At 55.9% G+C, this 21574-nt stretch carries 18 protein-coding genes and 5 tRNA genes; 7 read left to right on the forward strand and 16 right to left on the reverse strand.

Annotated elements, in window-relative coordinates; genetic code table 11:
• Positions 1 to 147: 147 nt before the first annotated feature.
• From gshA to mltB, 14 genes are all read right to left on the reverse strand, one after another.
• Positions 148 to 1692, reverse strand: a complete 1545-nt coding sequence (gshA, locus tag ABIE02_RS13470) for a glutamate--cysteine ligase (protein WP_059307309.1) — start codon at positions 1690 to 1692, stop codon at positions 148 to 150.
• Between the two features lie 71 nt (positions 1693 to 1763).
• On the reverse strand, positions 1764 to 2192 hold the full coding sequence (locus ABIE02_RS13475; RefSeq protein WP_032613573.1) for a YqaA family protein: 429 nt from the start codon (positions 2190 to 2192) through the stop codon (positions 1764 to 1766).
• Positions 2189 to 2755 (reverse strand): fructose-1-phosphate/6-phosphogluconate phosphatase, encoded by a 567-nt coding sequence (gene yqaB, locus ABIE02_RS13480; RefSeq protein ID WP_032613575.1) that lies wholly within the window; start codon positions 2753 to 2755, stop codon positions 2189 to 2191. The genes ABIE02_RS13475 and yqaB overlap by 4 nt, the downstream gene beginning before the upstream one ends.
• 248 nt (positions 2756 to 3003) lie before the next feature.
• Positions 3004 to 3080 (reverse strand) — tRNA-Arg (locus ABIE02_RS13485).
• A 197-nt stretch (positions 3081 to 3277) separates the two neighbouring features.
• Positions 3278 to 3354: transfer RNA gene (locus ABIE02_RS13490), tRNA-Arg, on the reverse strand.
• Between the two features lie 65 nt (positions 3355 to 3419).
• Positions 3420 to 3496: transfer RNA gene (locus ABIE02_RS13495), tRNA-Arg, on the reverse strand.
• Between the two features lie 196 nt (positions 3497 to 3692).
• Positions 3693 to 3769, reverse strand: a tRNA-Arg gene (locus ABIE02_RS13500).
• A 4-nt stretch (positions 3770 to 3773) separates the two neighbouring features.
• A tRNA-Ser gene (locus ABIE02_RS13505) sits at positions 3774 to 3866 on the reverse strand.
• A 342-nt stretch (positions 3867 to 4208) separates the two neighbouring features.
• Positions 4209 to 4394, reverse strand: a complete 186-nt coding sequence (csrA, locus tag ABIE02_RS13510; RefSeq protein ID WP_000906486.1) for a carbon storage regulator CsrA — start codon at positions 4392 to 4394, stop codon at positions 4209 to 4211.
• 241 nt (positions 4395 to 4635) lie between these two features.
• Positions 4636 to 7263 (reverse strand): alanine--tRNA ligase, encoded by a 2628-nt coding sequence (gene alaS / locus ABIE02_RS13515; RefSeq protein WP_336995071.1) that lies wholly within the window; start codon positions 7261 to 7263, stop codon positions 4636 to 4638.
• A 131-nt stretch (positions 7264 to 7394) separates the two neighbouring features.
• A complete protein-coding gene (recX, locus tag ABIE02_RS13520; protein ID WP_059307307.1) occupies positions 7395 to 7895 on the reverse strand; it encodes a recombination regulator RecX in 501 nt (166 codons plus the stop codon).
• 69 nt (positions 7896 to 7964) lie between these two features.
• Positions 7965 to 9023 (reverse strand): recombinase RecA, encoded by a 1059-nt coding sequence (gene recA / locus ABIE02_RS13525; protein ID WP_032613584.1) that lies wholly within the window; start codon positions 9021 to 9023, stop codon positions 7965 to 7967.
• Positions 9024 to 9110: 87 nt separating this feature from the next.
• Positions 9111 to 9608 (reverse strand): nicotinamide-nucleotide amidase, encoded by a 498-nt coding sequence (gene pncC / locus ABIE02_RS13530; protein WP_032613587.1) that lies wholly within the window; start codon positions 9606 to 9608, stop codon positions 9111 to 9113.
• A gap of 170 nt (positions 9609 to 9778) precedes the next feature.
• A complete protein-coding gene (gene mltB, locus ABIE02_RS13535) occupies positions 9779 to 10870 on the reverse strand; it encodes a lytic murein transglycosylase B (RefSeq protein WP_032613589.1) in 1092 nt (363 codons plus the stop codon).
• A gap of 317 nt (positions 10871 to 11187) precedes the next feature.
• Between mltB and ABIE02_RS13540 the strand changes: the two genes are divergently transcribed.
• Both ABIE02_RS13540 and gutQ read left to right on the forward strand, forming a co-directional pair.
• Complete coding sequence (locus ABIE02_RS13540) at positions 11188 to 11448, forward strand: hypothetical protein (protein WP_263298027.1); 261 nt, start codon at positions 11188 to 11190, stop codon at positions 11446 to 11448.
• Positions 11441 to 12406 carry an arabinose-5-phosphate isomerase GutQ gene (gene gutQ, locus ABIE02_RS13545; protein ID WP_150872272.1) on the forward strand — a complete coding sequence of 322 codons (966 nt, stop codon included), beginning with the start codon at positions 11441 to 11443 and terminating at the stop codon, positions 12404 to 12406. Before ABIE02_RS13540 ends, gutQ begins: the two co-directional genes overlap by 8 nt.
• On the opposite strand, the gene norR is transcribed toward gutQ, so the two are convergent.
• Positions 12403 to 13917 carry a nitric oxide reductase transcriptional regulator NorR gene (gene norR, locus ABIE02_RS13550; protein WP_150872275.1) on the reverse strand — a complete coding sequence of 505 codons (1515 nt, stop codon included), beginning with the start codon at positions 13915 to 13917 and terminating at the stop codon, positions 12403 to 12405. The genes gutQ and norR overlap by 4 nt on opposite strands.
• A gap of 189 nt (positions 13918 to 14106) precedes the next feature.
• Between norR and norV the strand changes: the two genes are divergently transcribed.
• From norV to ABIE02_RS13575, 5 genes are all read left to right on the forward strand, one after another.
• Positions 14107 to 15555: an anaerobic nitric oxide reductase flavorubredoxin gene (gene norV, locus ABIE02_RS13555; RefSeq protein ID WP_032613595.1), complete on the forward strand. Its 1449-nt coding sequence runs from the start codon at positions 14107 to 14109 to the stop codon at positions 15553 to 15555.
• Entirely contained in the window at positions 15552 to 16685 is a 1134-nt protein-coding gene (gene norW / locus ABIE02_RS13560) for an NADH:flavorubredoxin reductase NorW (protein WP_150872277.1), read from the forward strand. Before norV ends, norW begins: the two co-directional genes overlap by 4 nt.
• 200 nt (positions 16686 to 16885) lie before the next feature.
• Positions 16886 to 17044 carry a hypothetical protein gene (locus ABIE02_RS13565; RefSeq protein WP_164530006.1) on the forward strand — a complete coding sequence of 53 codons (159 nt, stop codon included), beginning with the start codon at positions 16886 to 16888 and terminating at the stop codon, positions 17042 to 17044.
• 211 nt (positions 17045 to 17255) lie between these two features.
• Positions 17256 to 18746 carry an N-acetylglucosamine-specific PTS transporter subunit IIBC gene (gene nagE, locus ABIE02_RS13570; protein ID WP_059307303.1) on the forward strand — a complete coding sequence of 497 codons (1491 nt, stop codon included), beginning with the start codon at positions 17256 to 17258 and terminating at the stop codon, positions 18744 to 18746.
• A gap of 127 nt (positions 18747 to 18873) precedes the next feature.
• Entirely contained in the window at positions 18874 to 20526 is a 1653-nt protein-coding gene (locus ABIE02_RS13575) for an SgrR family transcriptional regulator (protein ID WP_150872280.1), read from the forward strand.
• Here the strand turns inward: ABIE02_RS13575 and ABIE02_RS13580 are convergent, their stop codons facing one another.
• On the reverse strand, positions 20527 to 21540 hold the full coding sequence (locus tag ABIE02_RS13580) for a LacI family DNA-binding transcriptional regulator (protein ID WP_336995072.1): 1014 nt from the start codon (positions 21538 to 21540) through the stop codon (positions 20527 to 20529). It abuts the gene before it with no gap.
• Between the last annotated feature and the right edge of the window lie 34 nt (positions 21541 to 21574).

Below are 21574 nucleotides of genomic sequence, written 5' to 3' on the forward strand. Positions count from 1 at the left end.
CACCTCCGATAGTGATTTTTTTATAAAAAAATGAACTCTTCTGTTCAACGCGAGTCTGACTATATGAAAGACGCGCATTTGTTATCATCATCCCTGTTCTTCAGAGATGTTATTTTGGCCACAGCGATGTGGCCTTTTTCTTTTCTGTCAGGCCTGTTTCGCCAGAAACGCTTCAAACGACTCAGTATCCGCCGCTTCAATCTCACTCTGACGCACCACGGACGCATCGCGCTCCGCAGCAAACTCGGCTTCGCTTAATACTTCCAGCGGCTCCTGTCGCAGCATATCCCGATACTCCGCCGAAAGCGCACGACCGGTGCCGCCAATTCCCTGATCGATCATCGAACGCAGAATGCGCGCCGAGAACGTCAGCTCAGGGTTATCAAAGCTTTCGACCAGCTGGTCACACACCTGCTGATACGCTTCGCCACCGTACACGCTGTCCAGCGTTTGGGCGACACGTTTAAGGTCGCGGAACAGATCTTTACCCACCTGCTGTAACGGGAACTGCGCCGTTTGACACCCGATGCCCAGCGTCAGCCCAGGCTTGCGCCCTTCGAGGATGACCCGGTTCCAGTTGGTGCGGGTGCAGAGCAGTTCGTCAGCGCTCATCTCCGGCGCATCGGCCAGTACGCACCAGACCATAAACAGATCGAGGAAGCGTACCTGCTGCTCATCCACACCAATCGGTGAGAACGGGTTGATATCCAGAGAACGCACTTCGATGTACTCAATACCGCCGCGTTGCAGAGCGTCTGACGGTGTCTCGCCGCTGCGGGTGACACGTTTTGGCCGGATCGGCGCGTACAGTTCGTTTTCGATCTGCAATACGTTGGTGTTGATTTGCAGGCGTTTACCGTCTTTCTCAAGTCCGATGTCGCTGTACGCTTCCGATGGCGTTTTGATCGCCCGCTTCAATCCTGCCACATACTCGTGCAAGTCGTTAAACGTAATTCCGAGATTGCTTTGCGACTTATTGGTATATCCCAGGTCGCTGAGACGCAGAGAGGTGGCGTACGGCAGGTAATACATACCGCAGTCAGTCTTCTCAAACGGCAGCGTGGTGGGTTTGCCCTGCAGGAAAGAGGAGCAAATCGCCGGCGATGCGCCGAACAGATATGGGATGACCCAGCCAAAGCGATAGTAGTTACGGATCAGGCGGAAATAGCCTGCAGAGATGGCCTCTTTGTCCGTCTCGCCGCACTTCGCCTGCCAGAATGCCATCGGCAGCGAGAAGTTATAATGCACCCCAGAGATGGTCTGCATCAGTGCGCCATAGCGGTTCTTCAGCCCTTCACGATAGAGGGTTTTCAGACGACCAACGTTAGAGGTGCCATACTGCGCCAGTTCGATGTCCTGGCCCTGTTCGATATAGCAAGGCATGCTGAGCGGCCACATACGTTCATCGCCCAGATTGCGGGCGCTGTGGCGGTGAATATCTCGCATAACCTTCAGCATGTGGTCAATATCGCCATCAACTGGCGTAATGAACTCAAGCAGCGCTTCAGCGAAATCAGTAGTGATCCACTTATGGGTCAGCGCGGAACCCAACGCCTGTGGATGGCCCGTCGTTGCAAGACTGCCATCCGCGTTTACGCGCAGCGTTTCGCGCTCAAGACCACGCTGAATACCCTTCAGAGCCTGAGGGTGGTTTTCCAGCCAGGCCAGTGCCTGTGATACGTCCGGGATCAATTCGACCTCCCGCCTGTCAAAATCATTTTATTTAGCATAATTGTAATGGTTCATGGTCACAAACAGTCCAATTAGTGCCACCACGTCATGCCCTGCATCGTCACCACTGCCACGAGAACGTAGCGCAGCGCCTTGCCCAGGCATAAAAAAAAGAGCACAGGCCCCCAGGAGATGCGCATCCATCCCGCCAGCAGGCACAGTAAATCACCGATTACCGGCATCCAGCTTAATAACAGCGTGGCAGCGCCATAGCGTTTTAGCCAGCCGACTGCCTTTTCCTGCCAGCGCGACGTTTTGCGTAGCGGAAAGAATCGCCCAAGAATAACGTTAGTCAGCCCTCCAAAGCTATTACCCATTGTTGCTATTAACACAAGCAACCAGGGCTGACTTACGCCGGACAATAGCATCGCCACCAGTACCACTTCCGAATTTCCCGGCAGGAGCGTGGCGCTTAAAAAACTGCTGGCGAATAATGAGGACAGTGACAGCAAGTCACTCACAGTAAGCGAACGTCCACTGCGTCCATGCCGGCAGCGTGCGCCGCCTGAATACCGAAGTCGGCATCTTCAAACACGACGCACCTGGCAGCGGGGACACCCATCAGCTCTGCACACAGCAGGAAGGTGTCCGGGGCGGGCTTGTGATTTTTAACATGATCGGCCGCGACAACCGCAGAAAAGTAGCGGCGCAGGCCAAGGTGGTTGAGTAATGCCTCTGCGATCGCGCTCTCACTGCCCGTCCCGACCGACATTGGCCGACGTCCGTGCCACTCTTTTACCACCTCGATTAATGGCAAAGGGCGCACGGTATCTAACAGCATCGCTTTTACCGCATCGGTTTTTTCACGCGCGAGCAGATGGGGGTCGAGATCGGCCTGATTCAGTTCAATCACGGCCTGCGCAATACGCCAGGTAGGCGATCCGTTGAGAGCAATCATGGCCTGTAAGTCGAAACGCATTCCGTAACGGCCGAGGACATCAGCCCAGGCTTTACGATGCGTTGGCTCAGTGTCCAGGATGGTGCCATCCATATCGAAGATCAAACCGTCATACTGTGCGTACATCGTGCTCTCGCAAAAGGATTACAAAGCATTACTTTATCGTAAATGATGGTTTTTGTCGCTGACAGAGAAGGTGATTGCTGACGGAACGTCGAAGGAATAAACAATGAGGAAGAAGATGGTGCATCCGGGAGGATTACTCGGCTGCGCCTTGCCCTACGGGTCGTTGCTAAAGCAACGCTATTCTCCCTAGTGCTCGCGATTATCTCGCAGAACACGAAACAACAGTTTATCTGCTATCTCGGAGAAGATGGTGCATCCGGGAGGATTCGAACCTCCGACCGCTCGGTTCGTAGCCGAGTACTCTATCCAGCTGAGCTACGGATGCATCGGGATTTGCTTCTGTACTACTCGATACTCTGTATTACTTCATAAGCAACACAAAGTAAAAGATGGTGCATCCGGGAGGATTACTCGGCTGCGCCTCGCCCTACGGGTCGTTGCTAAAGCAACGCTATTCTCCCTGGTGCTCGCGATTATCTCGCAGAGCATGAAACAACAGCCTGGCTGCTATCTCGGAGAATATGGTGCATCCGGGAGGATTCGAACCTCCGACCGCTCGGTTCGTAGCCGAGTACTCTATCCAGCTGAGCTACGGATGCATCGGGATTTACTACTGTACTACTCGATACTCAGTATTGCTTCATAAGCAACACAAAGTAAAAGATGGTGCATCCGGGAGGATTCGAACCTCCGACCGCTCGGTTCGTAGCCGAGTACTCTATCCAGCTGAGCTACGGATGCATCAGGATTTACTACTGTACTACTCGATACTCATATCACTTCGAAAGCAATATGAAGTAATAGATGGTGCATCCGGGAGTATTACTCGGCTGCGCCTCGCCCTACGGGTCGTTGCTAAAGCAACGCTATCCTCCCTGGTGCTCGCGATTATCTCGCAGAGCATGAAACAACAGTTTAGCTGCTATCTCGGAGAAAATGGTGCATCCGGGAGGATTCGAACCTCCGACCGCTCGGTTCGTAGCCGAGTACTCTATCCAGCTGAGCTACGGATGCAAAATGGCGGTGAGGCGGGGATTCGAACCCCGGATGCAGCTTTTGACCGCATACTCCCTTAGCAGGGGAGCGCCTTCAGCCTCTCGGCCACCTCACCACACAACGCCTCTTTCGAGTGCTTCGAGTAACTCGTTAAGAGCTTCTCGTCGCTGCGTGGCGCATATATTACTTTCTGGGACTTATAAGTCAAACAATTTTCCACAAGCTTTTATCGTTTGCACAAATCGCAGGCAATTCGCATGTAAAAGCCGCAAGAAGGGTGTTTTATAAGCACATTTTACTGGCCAGATGGCAGTTATGTGGGAGTAGAAAGCGTTGTTGTGGAGGTGAAAGCTGATTGCAGAAGGTTAAAAAGAGAGCAATTGAAATCGAACGGTAACTTTTGACAAGGAATATATCGGGAGGGTTGCGTCTCGCCAGACAGCGAGACGCGATAATATCAGTAACTGGACTGCTGGGATTTTTCAGCCTGGATACGCTGGTAGATCTCTTCACGATGAACAGAGACTTCTTTAGGGGCGTTCACACCAATACGTACCTGGTTGCCCTTTACCCCTAAAACTGTCACGGTGACCTCATCCCCAATCATGAGGGTCTCACCAACTCGACGAGTCAGAATCAGCATTCTTTGCTCCTTGAAAGATTAAAAGAGTCGGGTCTCTTGTATCCCGGCATTATCCATCATATAACGCCAAAAAGTAAGCGATGACAAACACGTAATGTGTAGGTAGTCACGGCATCACAATCTGTTAAACGTAAGTTTAGCCGATATACACAAACTCAACCTGACTTTATCATTATCGATAGCGTAGAGCGCAGTACGCCATAACGTTGTCGTTATGGCGTCTGTGCACGCTTTGTAATTATTACAGTTTAGAACTTACCCAGCTTTCAACACTGGCCAGTGCCGCTGGAAGGGCTGCTGCGTCTGTACCACCGGCTTGCGCCATGTCTGGACGACCGCCGCCTTTACCGCCCACTTGCTGAGCGACCATACCAATCAGCTCCCCTGCTTTCACACGGTCGATCACGTCCTTAGATACGCCCGCAATCAGAGAAACCTTACCTTCTGCTACCGTTGCCAGAACGATAATGGTTGAACCGAGCTGGTTCTTCAGATCGTCGACCATGGTACGAAGCATTTTCGGCTCCACGCCTGCCAGTTCGCTGACCAGCAGTTTGACGCCGTTAATCTCAACCGCTTTGCTGGAGAGATTTGCGCTCTCGGCAACGGCGGCCTGTTCTTTCAACTGCTGCAACTCTTTTTCCAGCTGACGGGTACGTTCCATCACGCTGCGCACTTTTTCGCCCAGGTTCTGGCTATCGCCCTTCAGCAGCTGCGCGATGTCGTGCAGTTGATCGCTCTGCGCATGCAGTAATGCAATCGCGCCTTCGCCGGTGACCGCTTCAATACGACGAACACCTGCCGCCGTACCCGATTCAGACACAATACGGAACAGACCAATGTCGCCCGTACGGCTGGCGTGCGTACCGCCGCATAGCTCGGTGGAGAAATCGCCCATGCTCAGCACGCGAACGCGTTCGTCATACTTCTCACCGAACAGGGCCATTGCGCCTTTGTTCTTCGCCGCGTCGAGATCCATGATATTGGTTTCGATCGGCAGGTTGCGACGGATCTGGGCATTCACCAGATCTTCTACCGCACGGATTTCCGACGGTTTCATCGCTTCGAAATGGGAGAAGTCGAAACGCAGCACTTTGTCGTTGACCAGCGAGCCTTTCTGCGCAACGTGCGTGCCCAGAACCTGGCGCAGCGCGGCGTGCATCAGGTGCGTCGCGGAGTGGTTCAGACGGATACGTGCGCGGCGCGCTTCATCAACGATAGCCTGAACGCCCTCGCCCACTTTCAGCGTGCCGGAGGCCAGCGTACCCTGATGACCAATCGCCTGGCCGTATTTCTGCGTGTCGTTCACCGCAAAGCTGAAATCACTGCCTTTCAGCTCGCCTTTGTCGCCAACCTGGCCGCCCGATTCTGCATAGAACGGCGTCTTATCCAGAACCACAACCGCAGCCTGACCTGCGCTGATGCTGTCCACGGCTTTGCCGTCAACAAACAGAGCGGTCACTTTGCCGTTGGTTTCGAGATGCTCATAACCTTCGAATTCGCTGCTGCCATCAACACGGATCATCGCGTTGTAGTCGGCACCAAAACCGCTGGACTCACGCGCGCGGCGGCGCTGCTCTTCCATTGCCGCTTCAAAGCCTGCTTCGTCAACTTTGATGTTGCGCTCGCGGCAGACGTCAGCCGTCAGGTCAACCGGGAAGCCGTAGGTATCATACAGACGGAAGGCGGTTTCACCATCCAGCGTATCGCCTTTCAGCTTCGACAGTTCGTCATCCAGCAGGGCCAGACCACGTTCCAGCGTACGGGCAAACTGCTCTTCTTCGGTTTTCAGAACCTGCTCAACCTGTGCCTGCTGGCGTTTCAGTTCATCGCCGGCTGCACCCATCACGCCAACCAGTGGCCCAACGAGTTTGTAGAAGAAGGTGTCCTTCGCGCCCAGCATGTTGCCGTGACGGATAGCACGACGAATGATACGGCGCAGCACATAGCCACGGTTTTCATTCGACGGGATCACGCCGTCAGCAATCAGGAAGGCACAGGAGCGGATGTGGTCAGCAATAACGCGCAGGGATTTGTTGCTTAGATCGGTTGCGCCAGTCAATTCGGCAACAGACTTAATCAGGTTGCTGAACAGATCGATGTCGTAGTTGGAGTTAACATGCTGCAGTACTGCGGCAATACGCTCCAGACCCATACCGGTATCTACGGATGGCTTCGGCAGCGGCTCCATGGTGCCGTCGATTTGACGGTTGAACTGCATGAAGACGATGTTCCAGATCTCAATGTAACGGTCGCCGTCTTCTTCTGCGCTGCCCGGAGGGCCACCCCAGATGTGATCGCCATGATCGTAGAAGATTTCGGTGCATGGACCGCATGGACCGGTATCGCCCATCTGCCAGAAGTTGTCAGACGCGTAAGGTGCGCCTTTGTTATCGCCGATGCGAATAATACGTTCGCGCGGGATACCCACTTCTTTTTCCCAGATTTCGTAGGCTTCGTCATCGGTTTCGTAAACGGTAACCCACAGACGCTCTTTCGGCAGGTTGAACCAGTTTTCACCGGTCAGCAGTTCCCATGCGTACTGGATAGCATCGTGTTTGAAATAATCGCCGAAGCTGAAGTTACCCAGCATTTCGAAGAAGGTGTGGTGACGTGCGGTGTAACCGACGTTTTCCAGATCGTTATGTTTACCGCCCGCACGCACGCAGCGCTGCGAGGTGGTTGCGCGAGAATAATTACGCTTGTCGAGACCAAGGAAGACATCCTTGAACTGGTTCATCCCGGCGTTGGTAAACAGTAAAGTTGGATCGTTGTTCGGTACCAGGGAGCTGCTGGCAACAACCTGGTGTCCCTTACTATGGAAAAAATCGAGAAACGCCTGTCGGATCTCAGCGGTGCTCTTGCTCATAATTATCCTGAAATCAAGCTAACGAAATGTCACAGCGGGTCGCTACACAACCTTTGTTGGACGGACCAGCTACTGAAAAAAGTGGGAATAAGATAAGTTTTCTTTAAAGGGAAGTAAAATCCCGCATGCGTTCATTCGGTAAAATTACGCCAGATATCCTGAATATCTTCCATAAGGAAGCCGCGATAAAGCAAAAAGCGCTGGATTTTGACTTTTTCCGAAAACTCCCGCGGCAAAGGCTCGCCATACTTCCGCACGGCCTGTTCCCGCGCCAGTTCGCACCAGTCAATGTCACATTCACGCATCGCCTTTTCGCTGGTTTCGCGGGCGATACCTTTTTGATTTAGCTCCTGACGGATGCGCGCTGGACCGTACCCTTTACGGCTGCGGCTGGCAATGAAGCGCGAGACAAACCGGGTATCGTCCAGATAGCTGTGTTCATAGCACCAGGCGACCACCCGATCGTAATCTTCTGCCGTGGCATCGATGGCTTCTGGTCCGTTTTTGCTCATTACCGGCGCGGCGAGCTTGCGGCGAAGCTCCTGTTCGCTGTGATCGCGAACGGCAAGAATACGTACAGCGCGATCTAACAGACGGTTATAAGCAGGACGACGTGCTGGGGATTCATTCATAGATAAACCTGCTGCAGTCAAAAAGCAAAAGGGCCGCACTAAGCGACCCTTGTCTATTACATCCGATTATCAGAAATCTTCGTTGGTTTCTTCAACGCCTTCGCCATCAACAGCGAACTGCGGTTTGGAATCCTGGTTGCTGAGCAGAAGCTCACGCACCTTCTTCTCGATCTCTTTTGCTGCTTCCGGGTTCTCTTTCAGCCAGGAGATAGCATTCGCTTTACCCTGACCAATCTTGTCACCGTTGTAGCTGTACCAGGCACCCGCTTTCTCAATCAGCTTCTCTTTCACGCCCAGGTCAACCAGTTCGCCGTAGAAGTTGATACCTTCACCGTAGAGGATCTGGAACTCAGCCTGTTTAAACGGCGCAGCAATCTTGTTCTTCACAACCTTCACGCGGGTTTCGCTACCCACCACGTTTTCACCGTCTTTCACGGCACCGATACGGCGGATATCCAGACGCACAGAGGCGTAGAATTTCAGCGCGTTACCACCGGTGGTGGTTTCCGGGTTACCGAACATCACACCAATCTTCATACGGATCTGGTTGATGAAGATCAGCAGCGTGTTGGACTGCTTCAGGTTACCGGCCAGCTTACGCATCGCCTGGCTCATCATACGTGCCGCGAGGCCCATGTGAGAGTCACCGATTTCGCCTTCGATTTCTGCTTTTGGCGTCAGGGCTGCAACGGAGTCGACGATAATTACGTCTACTGCGCCAGAGCGCGCCAGTGCGTCACAGATTTCCAGTGCCTGCTCACCGGTATCCGGCTGGGAGCAGAGCAGGTTGTCGATATCAACACCCAGTTTACGTGCGTAGACCGGATCCAGCGCATGCTCAGCATCGATGAAGGCACAAGTTTTGCCCTCGCGCTGTGCAGCAGCCACGACCTGTAACGTCAGGGTGGTTTTACCGGAGGATTCTGGCCCGTAGATCTCTACGATACGACCCATAGGCAGGCCGCCAGCACCCAGTGCAATATCCAGCGAAAGCGAACCGGTGGAGATAGTTTCTACATCCATGGAACGATCTTCACCCAGGCGCATGATGGAACCTTTACCGAATTGCTTTTCGATCTGGCCCAGTGCTGCCGCCAACGCTTTCTGTTTGTTTTCGTCGATAGCCATTTTTTCCTCTCATGCCGGGTGAAACAACTGCGCTTCACCTTGGATTTCTGTTCTGTTGGGGCAATTATACTGTATGCTCATACAGTATCAAGTGTTTTGTAGAAATTGTTGCCAGAGCGTTTTTAACGCATAAACGGTGGCCTGACGACGCACGCTTTCACGGTCGCCGCTGAAGCATTCCCGCCGGGTAATCCCCTCCCCTTGCGCTGTCGCAAAGCCAAACCAGACCGTTCCGACAGGCTTTTCATCGCTGCCGCCGTCCGGCCCGGCAATGCCACTAATAGAGATAGCATAGTCCGCGCGGGCGGCACGCAGGGCACCAATCGCCATCTCGATGACAACCGGCTCGCTGACCGCGCCATGCTCGATAAGCGTGGGTTCCCGTACGCCGATCATTTGCGCTTTCGCTTCATTACTGTAGGTGACAAACCCGCGTTCAAACCAGGCGGAACTGCCAGCAATATCAGTGATCACTTTTGCCACCCAGCCACCGGTACAGGACTCGGCAGTGGTGAGCGTGGCACCGCGCTGTTTTAACGCCTGCCCGACGCTCTCACTGAGCTGCATCAATTCATGGTCAGTCATATCGTTTTGGCTCCTTAAAAACGTGCAGCACAAGATAGCACTTTAGCCTGTAGATATGAGGATGAGGTGAAGGTTTTACGAGGGGGCTTCAGAAAAATTAACCTGGCCGTCAGGGTAATTTAAAAGTGAGTGGCACCACGCCACCCACTTTTCGGCAAGAAGAGGCAGCGTTAACTGAACGGCGAGCTTACGCGCGCCTGCGCCACGGCCAGCCCCAACTGCCAGACCGCCATCGCATAGTGCGTGCTGTGGTTGTAGCGGGTGATGGTGTAGAAGTTCGGCAGACCGTACCAGTACTGGTAGCCGGTACCGATATCCAGACGCAGCAGGCTGACCTGCTGATTGCCATTCAGCGGCTGCTGCGGCGTTAACCCTGCTGCGGTCAGCTGTGCGGTGCTGTAGCGGGTTTTAAAGCCGTTCTCCAGCCCTGGCGCCTGGCCGTTCGCGAGGATTGCCACCGGCTGACCTTGCGTCCAGCCGTGCTCTTTGAAGTAGTTGGCGACGCTGCCAATCGCATCCTCAGGATCCCACAGGTTAATGTGGCCGTCCCCATTGAAATCGACCGCATACTGCTTATAGGAGGACGGCATAAACTGCCCGTAGCCCATCGCACCGGCAAAGGAACCTTTCAGATCCAGCGGATCGTCCTGCTCGTCACGCGCCATCAGCAGGAAGGTTTCCAGCTCAGAAGAGAAATACTCCGCGCGGCGTGGGTAGTTAAAGGAGAGTGTCGCCAGCGCATCAAGAATACGGGTTTTGCCCATCACGCGGCCCCAGCGGGTTTCCACGCCAATAATCCCGATGATGATCTCCGGCGGCACGCCGTAAACCTGCTGGGCGCGGGTCAGCGCATCCTCATACTGGTTCCAGAACGCTACGCCGTTTTGCACGTTGTCCGGGGTAATAAACTGTTTGCGATAGCGTAACCACGCGCCGTTCGGCCCGGCCGGTGGCTGCGTGGTCGGAGCCTGGCGGTCCATCAACCGCAGCACGTAGTCCAGACGTTTCGCCTGGGAGAGGATCTCCTGCAGCTGGGTTTTATTGAAACCGTGCTTGCTCACCATTTTGTCGATGAACTGTTCCGCCGCGGGGTTGTTGGCGAAATCGCCCCCCATCTGCATCACATTATGCTGGGGTTCCAGCAGGAAGCCGCCGGACGGGGCGCCTGCCGTTTGCTGAACCTCTTCGGTCTTCGGTTTGCTGCTGCAGGCGGAAAGCAGAATAAGCGCAGGCAATAAGGCTGCGTAACGACGCTTGAACATGACAGATCCATTCAACAAATTCGATAAGAGGCAAGTATGGTAAAGCATCCGGGACACCTCAAGGAAGAGATGCGAAGCCGCACGGCAAAATCTTTACGCGTCCAAAGCTAAATTCGTTTTCTTCTCAACCACGTCATCCTCTTCCCACCCAAGACGGCACTCCATTGCAGGAGTTAAAGCCTGGTGTGATCATGCCTAATGATTCGCACTGTCAGGATGCATTATCATTAGCGCTTAAATTGAAACAGGGATAATTTCGTTGTGAACGTTATAAGCTGGCAAAATTATCATTTTGCAACCCGAAGAACTCAACGCCTATGAAACCCCGTCAGCGGCAGGCGGCGATTCCCAACCATCTGCAAAAGCAGGCAGAATACAAGAAAGCGATGTGCAACGCCGCCCGGGAAGTGATCCTGATGGCCGATTCATCAAAATTTGGTCGTAAAAGTCCCAATATAGTCTGTAGCCTTGAGAGCGTCGATAAGCTGATCACCGACGCGGGTATCGATCCGGCGTTTAAAAAAGCGCTGGAAGAGAAAGGAATCGAAGTCATTGTAACCGGAGAGAGAGATGAGTGATTTTTTGTTAAACGCGGGTCGTCAAACCCTGATGCTGGAACTGCAGGAGGCCAGCCGCCTGCCGGAACGTCTGGGGGAGGACTTCGTGCGTGCGGCAAACACCATTATCCAGTGCGAAGGAAAAGTGATTGTCGCGGGCATTGGCAAGTCCGGCCATATCGGTAAAAAGATTGCCGCGACCCTTGCCAGCACCGGCACGCCGGCCTTTTTTGTCCATCCGGCTGAAGCCCTGCACGGCGACCTGGGTATGATCGAAAGCCGCGACGTACTGCTGTTTATCTCCTACTCCGGCTCGGCGAAGGAGCTGGATCTGATCCTGCCGCGCCTGCAGGAAAAATCGGTCGCGCTGCTGGCGATGACCGGAAAATCCCGTTCGCCGCTGGCGCTCGCCGCCAAAGCCACGCTGGATATTTCCGTGGAGCGCGAAGCCTGCCCGATGCACCTCGCCCCCACCTCCAGCACCGTCACTACCCTGATGATGGGCGATGCGCTGGCGATGGCGGTTATGCAGGCCCGCGGCTTTAACGAAGAAGATTTTGCCCGCTCCCACCCTGCCGGCGCACTGGGGGCGCGCCTGCTGAATAAAGTCCACCACCTGATGCGCACCGACGCGGCAGTCCCGCAGGTGAAGCTGAATACCAGCGTGATGGATGCGATGATGGAGCTGAGCCGCACCGGGCTGGGACTGGTGGCGGTCTGCGATGATGACCTCCAGGTTAAAGGCGTCTTCACCGACGGTGACCTGCGTCGCTGGCTGGTGGGCGGCGGCCAACTGGAGGTTAACGTCAGCAGCGCCATGACCACTGGCGGCCTGACGCTGAATGCCGAAAGCCGCGCCATTGAGGCCAAAGAGCTGCTGATGAAGCGCAAAATCACCGCCGCCCCGGTGGTGGACGAAGCTGGCCGCCTGTGTGGTGCCATCAACCTGCAGGATTTTTATCAGGCAGGCATCATCTAACCTTTCAGACCCAGACGTTTCGCCAGCCGGTGCAGGTTGGCGACGTCGGTCTCCAGCGCCCTTGCGCTCGCCGCCCAGCTGCGGCTGTTCTGCTCCAGCGTCCGGGTGATCATCTGGCGCTGAAATGCCTCCGTTGCCTCACGCAGGTTCTGATTTACCACCACCGGGTTTTCCGGCATGACCGCAGGCGCGCTCTCATCATGCAGGGCAAAATGCTGCGCGTGGATCACCACGTCATTCCCCAGCCGCGCCGCCCGGGCCAGCACCACCGCCCGGTGGATGGCATGTTCCAGTTCGCGCACGTTGCCTGGCCAGCCGTAACTCAGCAAATGCGCCCGCGCGCCGGGGCTAAGCACCACACGGGACAATCCCATCCGCAACCGGCACTGTTCGCAAAAATAGCCCGCCAGCAGCACCACGTCTTCGCCCCGTTCGCGCAGCGGCGGCACCGAAAGCGGGAAGACACTCAGGCGGTGGTACAGGTCGGCGCGGAAGTTCCCGGCCAGCACCTCTTCACGCAGATCGCGGTTGGTGGCCGCCAGCACCCGCACATCGACCCGCAGGCTGCGGTCGTCGCCCACGCGCTGGATATCGCCATACTGCAAAACGCGCAGCAGCTTGGCCTGTAGCGCCAGCGACAGTTCGCCAATCTCATCAAGGAACAGGGTGCCGTTATCGGCCATTTCAAACTTGCCGCTGCGGTTGCTGATGGCCCCGGTAAAGGCCCCTTTCACGTGGCCGAACAGCTCGCTCTCCGCCACGCTCTCCGGCAGGGCCGCGCAGTTGAGGTAGACCAGCGGATTCACCGCTCTTGGCGATGCCTCATGGATAGCTTTCGCCACCAGCTCTTTGCCGGTGCCGGTTTCTCCCTCGATCAGCACGTTCAGGTCGGAAGCCGCGACAATCTCAATCTCTTTTTTCAGGCTCACCATGCCCGGCGATAGCCCGATCATTTCCGTATTTTTCACCTGCTCAAACACCGCCGGGCCAGCGGGCAGGCTGTTCTGGCTCTCCAGTTGCTCAATCAGCAGGGCATTGTTTAGCGCCCCGGCGGCAAGGGCGGCAATGAGCCTCAGCTCCTCGTCGCTGAAGGTATCGAACTGATCCGGTGACATACCGTCGAGGGTCAGCGCACCAATCAGGTTTTGTCCGGCAAACAGCGGCAGGCCGATACAGGCGTGCACCTTCAGGCTCTCCTGTCCGGGGATCAGCCCGTCGTAGGGGTCGGGCAGATCGCTGTCGGCCGGGAAGCGCACCACATCCCCGGCGCGGGCGATGGTCTCCAGCCGCGGGTGGCCCTCCAGGGTAAAGCGCCGCCCCAGCACGTCCTGCGCCAGCCCGTCGATCGCCAGCGGGATAAACTGCCGCCCTTCATAACGCAGCAACGCCGAGGCATCGCAATCTAGCACGTGACGCAGGGTGGAGATCAGCCGCTGAAAACGATCCTGATGGCCGATACCGCTCTGCAATTCAATGGCGATTTTCGCCAGCACCTCTACAGAAAAACTCATTGTCGCCTCGCTGTCATTTTGACAATGCATCTTGTCATATTGACTATATCAATGACAGTCAAAATGACTACCCATCAGGGGTTAATATTTTTAAAATTCATTTAAATCAATATGTTAAAAAGTTGGCACGCAACCTGCAATTACCCTGACATCTTTCGTTTAATTTCGCTGTATTAAGTTGAGGTTGCTATGTCAATTCTGGTTAAAAACAATATTCATTGGGTTGGTCAACGTGACTGGGAAGTACGTGATTTTCACGGGACGGAATACAAAACACTGCGCGGCAGCAGCTACAACAGCTATCTCATCCGCGAAGAAAAAAATGTCCTGATCGATACCGTCGATCATAAGTTCAGCCGTGAGTTCGTGCAAAACCTGCGCAGTGAAATTGACCTGGCCGATATCGACTACATCATCATTAACCATGCGGAAGAAGATCACGCCGGGGCGCTGACCGAACTGATGTCCTGCATCCCGGACACCCCAATCTACTGCACCAACAACGCCATCGACTCCATTACCGGTCACCACCACCATCCAGAGTGGAATTTCAACGTGGTGAAAACCGGTGACTCACTGGATATTGGCAACGGCAAGCAGCTGATCTTCGTTGAAACCCCAATGCTGCACTGGCCGGACAGCATGATGACCTACATGACCGGCGACGCCGTGCTGTTCAGTAACGACGCCTTCGGCCAGCACTACTGCGACGAACGTCTGTTCAATGACGAAGTGGATCAGGCTGAACTGTACGAACAGTGCCAGCGCTACTACGCCAACATCCTGACCCCGTTCAGCCGTCTGGTTACGCCAAAAATTACCGAAATTCTCGGCTTCAACCTGCCGGTGGATATGATTGCCACCTCCCACGGTGTGGTATGGCGTGATAACCCAACCCAGATCGTCGAGCAGTACCTGAAATGGGCCGCAGACTATCAGGAAGATCGCATCACCATTTTCTACGACACCATGTCCAATAACACCCGCATGATGGCCGACGCGATTGCCCAGGGCATCAACGAAGTGGATCCGAACGTGGCGGTGAAAATCTTTAACGTGGCGCGCAGCGATAAAAACGACATTCTGACCAACGTCTTCCGCTCCAAAGGCGTGCTGGTGGGCACCTCCACCATGAACAACGTGATGATGCCGAAAATTGCTGGTCTTGTCGAAGAGATGACTGGCCTGCGCTTTCGTAACAAACGCGCCAGTGCGTTCGGCTCCCACGGCTGGAGCGGCGGTGCGGTTGACCGTCTTTCTACCCGTTTGCAGGATGCGGGCTTTGAAATGTCGATGAGCCTGAAGGCCAAATGGCGCCCTGATCTGGATGCGCTGGAAATCTGCCGTCAGCATGGCCGCGACATTGCACGTCAGTGGGCGCTCGCTCCGCTGCCAGAAGCGACCGCCAAAGCCACACCTGAACAGGAAGCCTGCGCCTGTGCTGCCGCCGCTGCCGCCGACCTCGGCCCACGCATGCAGTGCAGCGTCTGTCAGTGGATCTACGATCCGGCCACCGGTGAGCCGATGCAGGATGTCCAGCCAGGCACACCGTGGAGCGACGTCCCTGATAACTTCCTCTGCCCGGAATGTTCCCTCGGTAAAGACGTCTTCGAAGAACTGGGATCGGAGGTAAAATGAGCCAGGGTATCGTCATTATCGGCTCGGGCTTCGCCGCCCGTCAGCTGGCGAAAAATATCCGCAAACAGGATGCGAACGTCCCGCTGACGCTGATTGCCGCAGACAGCATGGACGAGTACAACAAACCAGACTTAAGCCACGTCATCAGCCAGAGTCAGCGCGCCGACGACCTCACCCGCCAGACGGCGGGGGAGTTTGCCGAACAGTTTAACCTGCGCCTGTTCCCTTACACCTGGGTCACCGACATTGACGCGGCGGCGCATGTGGTCAAAGGGAAAGACAACCAGTGGTCATATGACAAACTGGTTCTGGCTACCGGGGCCTCGGCCTTTGTGCCCCCGGTTCCTGGCCGTGAACTGATGCTGACCCTCAACAGCCAGATGGAATACCGCGCCTGCGAAAGCACCCTGCGTGATGCCCGGCGGGTGATGATTGTTGGCGCGGGGCTTATCGGCAGCGAACTGGCGATGGACTTTTGCCGGGCCGGGAAAGCAGTCACCCTGGTTGACCATTCCGCCAGCATTCTGTCGGCGCTGATGCCAGCCGAAGTAAGCAGTCGCTTACAACATCGCCTGACCGAGATGGGTGTGCATCTGCAACTGAAATCGCAGCTGCAAAGCCTGACCAAAACCGATACCGGCATTTGCGCCCTGCTGGATCGCGATCGCTGCATCGAGGTGGATGTGGTGATTGCCGCCACCGGCCTGCGCCCGGAAATCGGGCTGGCACAGCGTGCGGGGGCAGAAACCCAGCGCGGCGTGAAGGTTGACAGCTATCTGCAAACCACGCAGCCGGACATCTATGCCCTGGGGGACTGCGCCGAAATTAATGGCCAGGTGCTGCCGTTCCTGCAGCCTATCCAGTTAAGCGCCATGTATCTGGCGAAGAATCTACTCGGCGCCAATACACCACTGAAACTGCCGGCGATGCTGGTGAAGGTCAAAACGCCGGAACTGCCGCTGCATCTGGCAGGTGAAACCCAGCGCCAGGATTTGAACTGGCAGATCGCCATCGAGCCTCAGGGGATGGTGGCGAAAGGGGCCGACAGCGAGGGCAATTTACGCGCCTTTGTGGTCAGTGAAGATCGAATGAAGGAGGCTTTTGCCCTGCTGAAATCATTACCTGTTTAACCCTCAAACTCTTGCTCTACTCGTTGTATGTTTGTCAGATTTTGCCTTTCGCAGCCCCGGTGCCCCGGGGCTTTTTTGTATTTTTAATTAATCTTAAAATTCGATAAATAATAAAATGCGGAACAGCCGAAAAACATCACCCTGTTTTATTCCGTGATTTGTTTTTAATCTGAGAGGATATTTATTAGCCGGAGATAAACATGGCGACCTTCCTGAAAGAAATTAACGACCTTGCTGACTATTTTAAAAAAGTTCAACCTGTCGAACGCATATTATTCCGCTGGCTTTACCTTAGCCCGGAGGCGCGCACCGAGCGCCTGAAAGAGCTGATGCTGCCTGTCAGCGCGAAAAAGAATTAATAAAAAACGGCGCCACTGCCGTTTTTTTTATTCTCTAAAAGCGGAAGCATTCACCAAACATATCCTTGTTTACTTAAATATAAATATACCAAAAGAGTTTCAGGGGAATTAATTTAAAGCTCATCACATTTTTACGTGCCGCCGTTTCAACCCTCATGAAAAGCTGTTATTTTGCGCCGTGAATTAAGCCCCTTTTTTGGACATGGATATTATGAACGCATTTAGCTATTTGCAACGGCTGGGCAAGGCTCTGATGTTGCCTATCGCGACCTTACCTGTCGCCGCGATTTTATTACGTCTGGGTCAACCCGACGTGCTGAATATTCCTTTTATTGCCAGCGCAGGCGGCGGCATTTTTGACAGCCTGCCCCTGCTCTTTGCGCTCGGCATCGCCATTGGACTGGCGAAAGACAACGCCGGTGCTGCCGCCCTGGCGGGCGCTGTCGGTTTCCTGGTGCTGACCAAAGCCACGGCAGTCATTAACTCCTCCATTAACATGTCCTTCTTCGCCGGGATCATCGCGGGCGTGGTGGCGGGTCACTGTTACAACCGTTTCTCTGATACCAAACTGCCGGATTTCCTGGCGTTCTTTGCCGGTAAACGGCTGGTGCCGATCATGACCGGGCTCATCTGCCTGCTGCTGGCGTGGATTTGCGGCTACGTCTGGCCATCGGTACAGCACGGGATTGATACTTTCAGCCTGCTGGTTTCCCGCAGCGGTGAGCCGGGCTGGTTTATTTACGGCATTCTTAACCGCGCTTTGATCCCCTTCGGCCTGCATTACATTCTGCACTCGGTATTCTGGTTCAGCCTCGGCGACTGCCTGAAGGTGACCTACGATGCGGCCAGCAGCTTGCACAATATCTGCCTTGCGCCAGATGTGGTGAAAGGGTTAGTGGTCGGCGGTGCCGTGCCGGGCATTGACGGCTCCAGCATCACCCAAATTGCTACCGATCTGACCCGCGGCGATCTCAACCGCTTCTTCGCAGGCGATCCGCATGCCGGTGTTTATATGGCATGGGCTTACCCAATCTTTATGGGCGGTCTGCCCGGTGCGGCGCTGGCCATGTACTTCGCGGCCCCGAAAGCGCGCCGTTCGGCGGTGGGCGGGATGCTGCTTTCCGTTGCCCTGACCGCATTCCTGACCGGGATCACCGAACCGATTGAGTTTTCCTTCCTGTTCCTTGCCCCTGCCCTGTATGCCCTGCATGCCGTGCTGGCTGGCGTGAGCATGGTGATTGCCAACAGCCTTGGCGTATTGCACGGCTTTGGTTTCTCGGCGGGTCTGATCGACTTCGTGCTGAACTGGGGCTTAGCCACAAAACCCTGGATCCTGATCCCGCTGATTGCCCTGTTCTTTGCGATCTATTTTGTTGTCTTCAGTTTCGCGATCCGCATCTTCAAGCTCAAAACGCCGGGCCGGGAAGATGACGAGAGCGTTACGGGGGAGTCAGACGACCAGAACGAAGCCATCACGCAGTATATCGCTGCGCTGGGCGGGGAACAGAACCTGAAGCTGGTTGACGCCTGCATTACCCGTCTGCGTTTGACGCTGGTCGATAATAGCGTCCTCGACGAACCGGCCCTGAAAACGCTGGGCGCCAAAGGCATCCTGAAGATGGGCACGCAGAATGCCCAGGTGATTCTGGGGCCGCAGGCAGAAAGCATCGCGTTAAAAATCAAAGCGCGGCTTAACGCATAAAGATACCCCCTCTTCCTACGGGGAGAGGGGTTAGCCTTCAAAACCGGAACAGTTGCTACATCTCTCCCTTATTTCTTCCGTAAAACCACCTACACTCTGACCATTGCGATGATTCCCCGGGAACGCTATGCGCCAGCTTCAGAAAATCCGCCAGTACCAACGACTTACCGTCCATTACGGCTTTACGCCAAAACTCACCACCCTCGGCGAGGTCGCCGAAGTGGCGCTGTGCAGCGAACGCCACGCCCGAACGCTGTTACGCCAGCTAAGTGAAAGCGGCTGGCTGAGCTGGCGCGCCCAGGCGGGACGCGGGCATCGCGCCACCCTGCACTGCCTGGTGACCACCAGCGAACTCAGCGCCCCGCTGATGCATGCCTGTCTTGAGAAGGGAGATTATCAGAGTGCGCTGCAGCTGGCGGATGGCGATCCGGCCAGCCTGCATCACATCATCACCCCCTTTCTCGGCGGCAAATGGCTGAAGCATCAGCCGACGCTGCGCATCCCCTGGTATCGCCCGCTAACCTCCCTGCACCCGGCTCGTCATCGTCGGCGCGCCGAACAGCATATTATCTGCGCAGTACACGCCGGGTTAACGCGTTACGAACCGGGTCAGGCGCAGCCGGTAGCCGATCTGGCACACCACTGGGCCTGCTCCGACGACGGGCTGCGCTGGCATTTTTACCTGCGCAGCGGCGCGCACTGGCATAACGGCCAGCCGTTGAGCGATGACGATATTTTGAGTGCGGTGCAGCAGTTGCTCGCCGACCCGGCGCGCAACAGTGGATTGTTGCATATCGATGCGGTGACCCTCGTCGCCCCCTGGTGCCTGGCGGTTTATCTGCATGCGCCGGATGCCCTGCTGGCGCATCGCCTCGCGCATCCGGTCTGCCGCCTGCCGCATCCCCGGCAACCCGAGGTCGGTGCCGGGCCGTTCGCCATTGCCCGCCACCACTCGCATTTTCTACGCCTCGAGCGTCAGCCCTGGTACTTTGCTTCCCATCCCCTGCTGCACGCCATTGAGTTCTGGCGCACCGGCACAGTAGCCGATAAACCGGCATGGATTACGGTAGGGAAAGGCAGCGCCCCGCAGGAGGCCGTGACCTCAACCAGCGGCGGTTTTGCGTGGCTGATGATGAATGCCGGCCTGCCCGCTCCGCTGGCCGCCTGGCTGCGCCAGACTGCCCTGGCCCTTAACCAGCTGTGCTTTGGCAAGCGTGAGGATCTGCAGATCCACACCGAAATCCTGCCCGGACTGCGGGTACCCACCCTGCCCGCTCCCTCTGATATCGATCTGCCGCCCCGGCTGAAACTGGTGTGCTACAACACCCCGGAGCTGCGCGAGCTGGCAGAAACCTGGCGGCTCCAGCTACAGCCGCATGGCTGTGAACTGCACATCGAGTGGAAAGATCGTGATGGCTGGTATGCCCCCGATACGCTGGCAGATGCCGATCTGCTGCTGGGAGATCATCTGGCCACCGGGATGGCAGCCTTTGCGCTGGCGGAGTGGTTTGTCTATGAACCTGCCTGGGCCACGGCGTTAGGCGAGGCGGGCTGGGAGGCCGCGAAACAGCAGCTGATGCAAAACAGCGACAGCGAAGCGCATTTTCACGCTTATCTGACGCCCTTTTTCCAGCACCTGCTGGCGGAGGGGCGCTGCACGCCGCTATTCCACTATCGCTACCGGATCAACGCCCTGGAAAACGTTCAGGATATGGTGCTGACTGCGGGGGGCTGGCTCGATTTTACCCGCGCCTGGCTGCCCCCGGCCGCCGGACTGTGATCAGCGGTGTGGACCGGGGATCACTGAATCACGCAGGATCAGCTCCCCGGCAAAAGTCTGGCGGAAAGTAAAGTCCCCGCCATCGAGCATAAAGATCAGGCGGCTGATGGTCTCTTTCACCATCTCCGTCACCGGCACACGCACGCTGGAGAGCGCGGGCACCACATACGGTGCCATCGCAATGTCATCGAAACCCACTACCGAAACCGCGTCCGGCGTGGCGATTCCGCTGTCGTGGAGTTGCTTTATGGCCCCAATCGCCATGTCGTCGTTACTCGCCACCAGCGCAGTAAAATTCTCGTCGCGCGCCAGCAGCGTCGCGACGCCTGCCGCCCCGCTGGCCGGGTTCCATTTGCCCTCGACAATCAACGACTCGCGCAGCGGAATGCGGTGTTGGGCCAGCGCGTCTTTGTAGCCTGAAAGACGCTCAATCCCGGTGGGGGAGTCCAGCGATCCGGTAATAAACGCGATCTCGCGATGGCCCTGATCGATGAGGGTGGATACCGCCGCCTGGCTGGAGGCTTTATGATCCGACCAGACGCAGTGACTGCTGTTTTTACGCAGCCGACGGTTGAGCACCATCACCGGCTGCTCGTGTTTCTGGATGATCTCATCCATCTCATCGACGCTGAGAAAACGCGGGTAGATGATGATCGCATCACAGCGCATATCGAGCAGATACTGAATCGCTTCGCGCTCTTCATCGGCGCTGTGCTTGCCATCGGCAAGGATCAGCTGCCGCCCTCTCTCCTCGGTCATTCTGGCGGCATGGAACAGCAGCTCGCTGAAATAGACCCCGTGATAGAGGGTGTTGGTCACCACCAGCCCGAGGGTCTGTGTACGTTTGGTCGCCAGGTTGCGCGCCAGTAAATTGGGGCGGTAGCCGCTCTCTTCAATCGCCTGAAAAACCCGGTCTTTTGTCTCCTGGCTTACGTAGCCATTGCCCGAAAGCACCCGGGAAACCGTTGCCTTCGAGACTCCTGCCCGCTTCGCCACTTCCAGCATCGTGGTCATCAATCTGTTCCGTCTGAATCTAATGAGCGGCAGT

Source organism: Leclercia sp. 1548 (assembly GCF_050435045.1).
Classification (GTDB): Bacteria; Pseudomonadota; Gammaproteobacteria; order Enterobacterales; family Enterobacteriaceae; genus Enterobacter; species Enterobacter adecarboxylatus.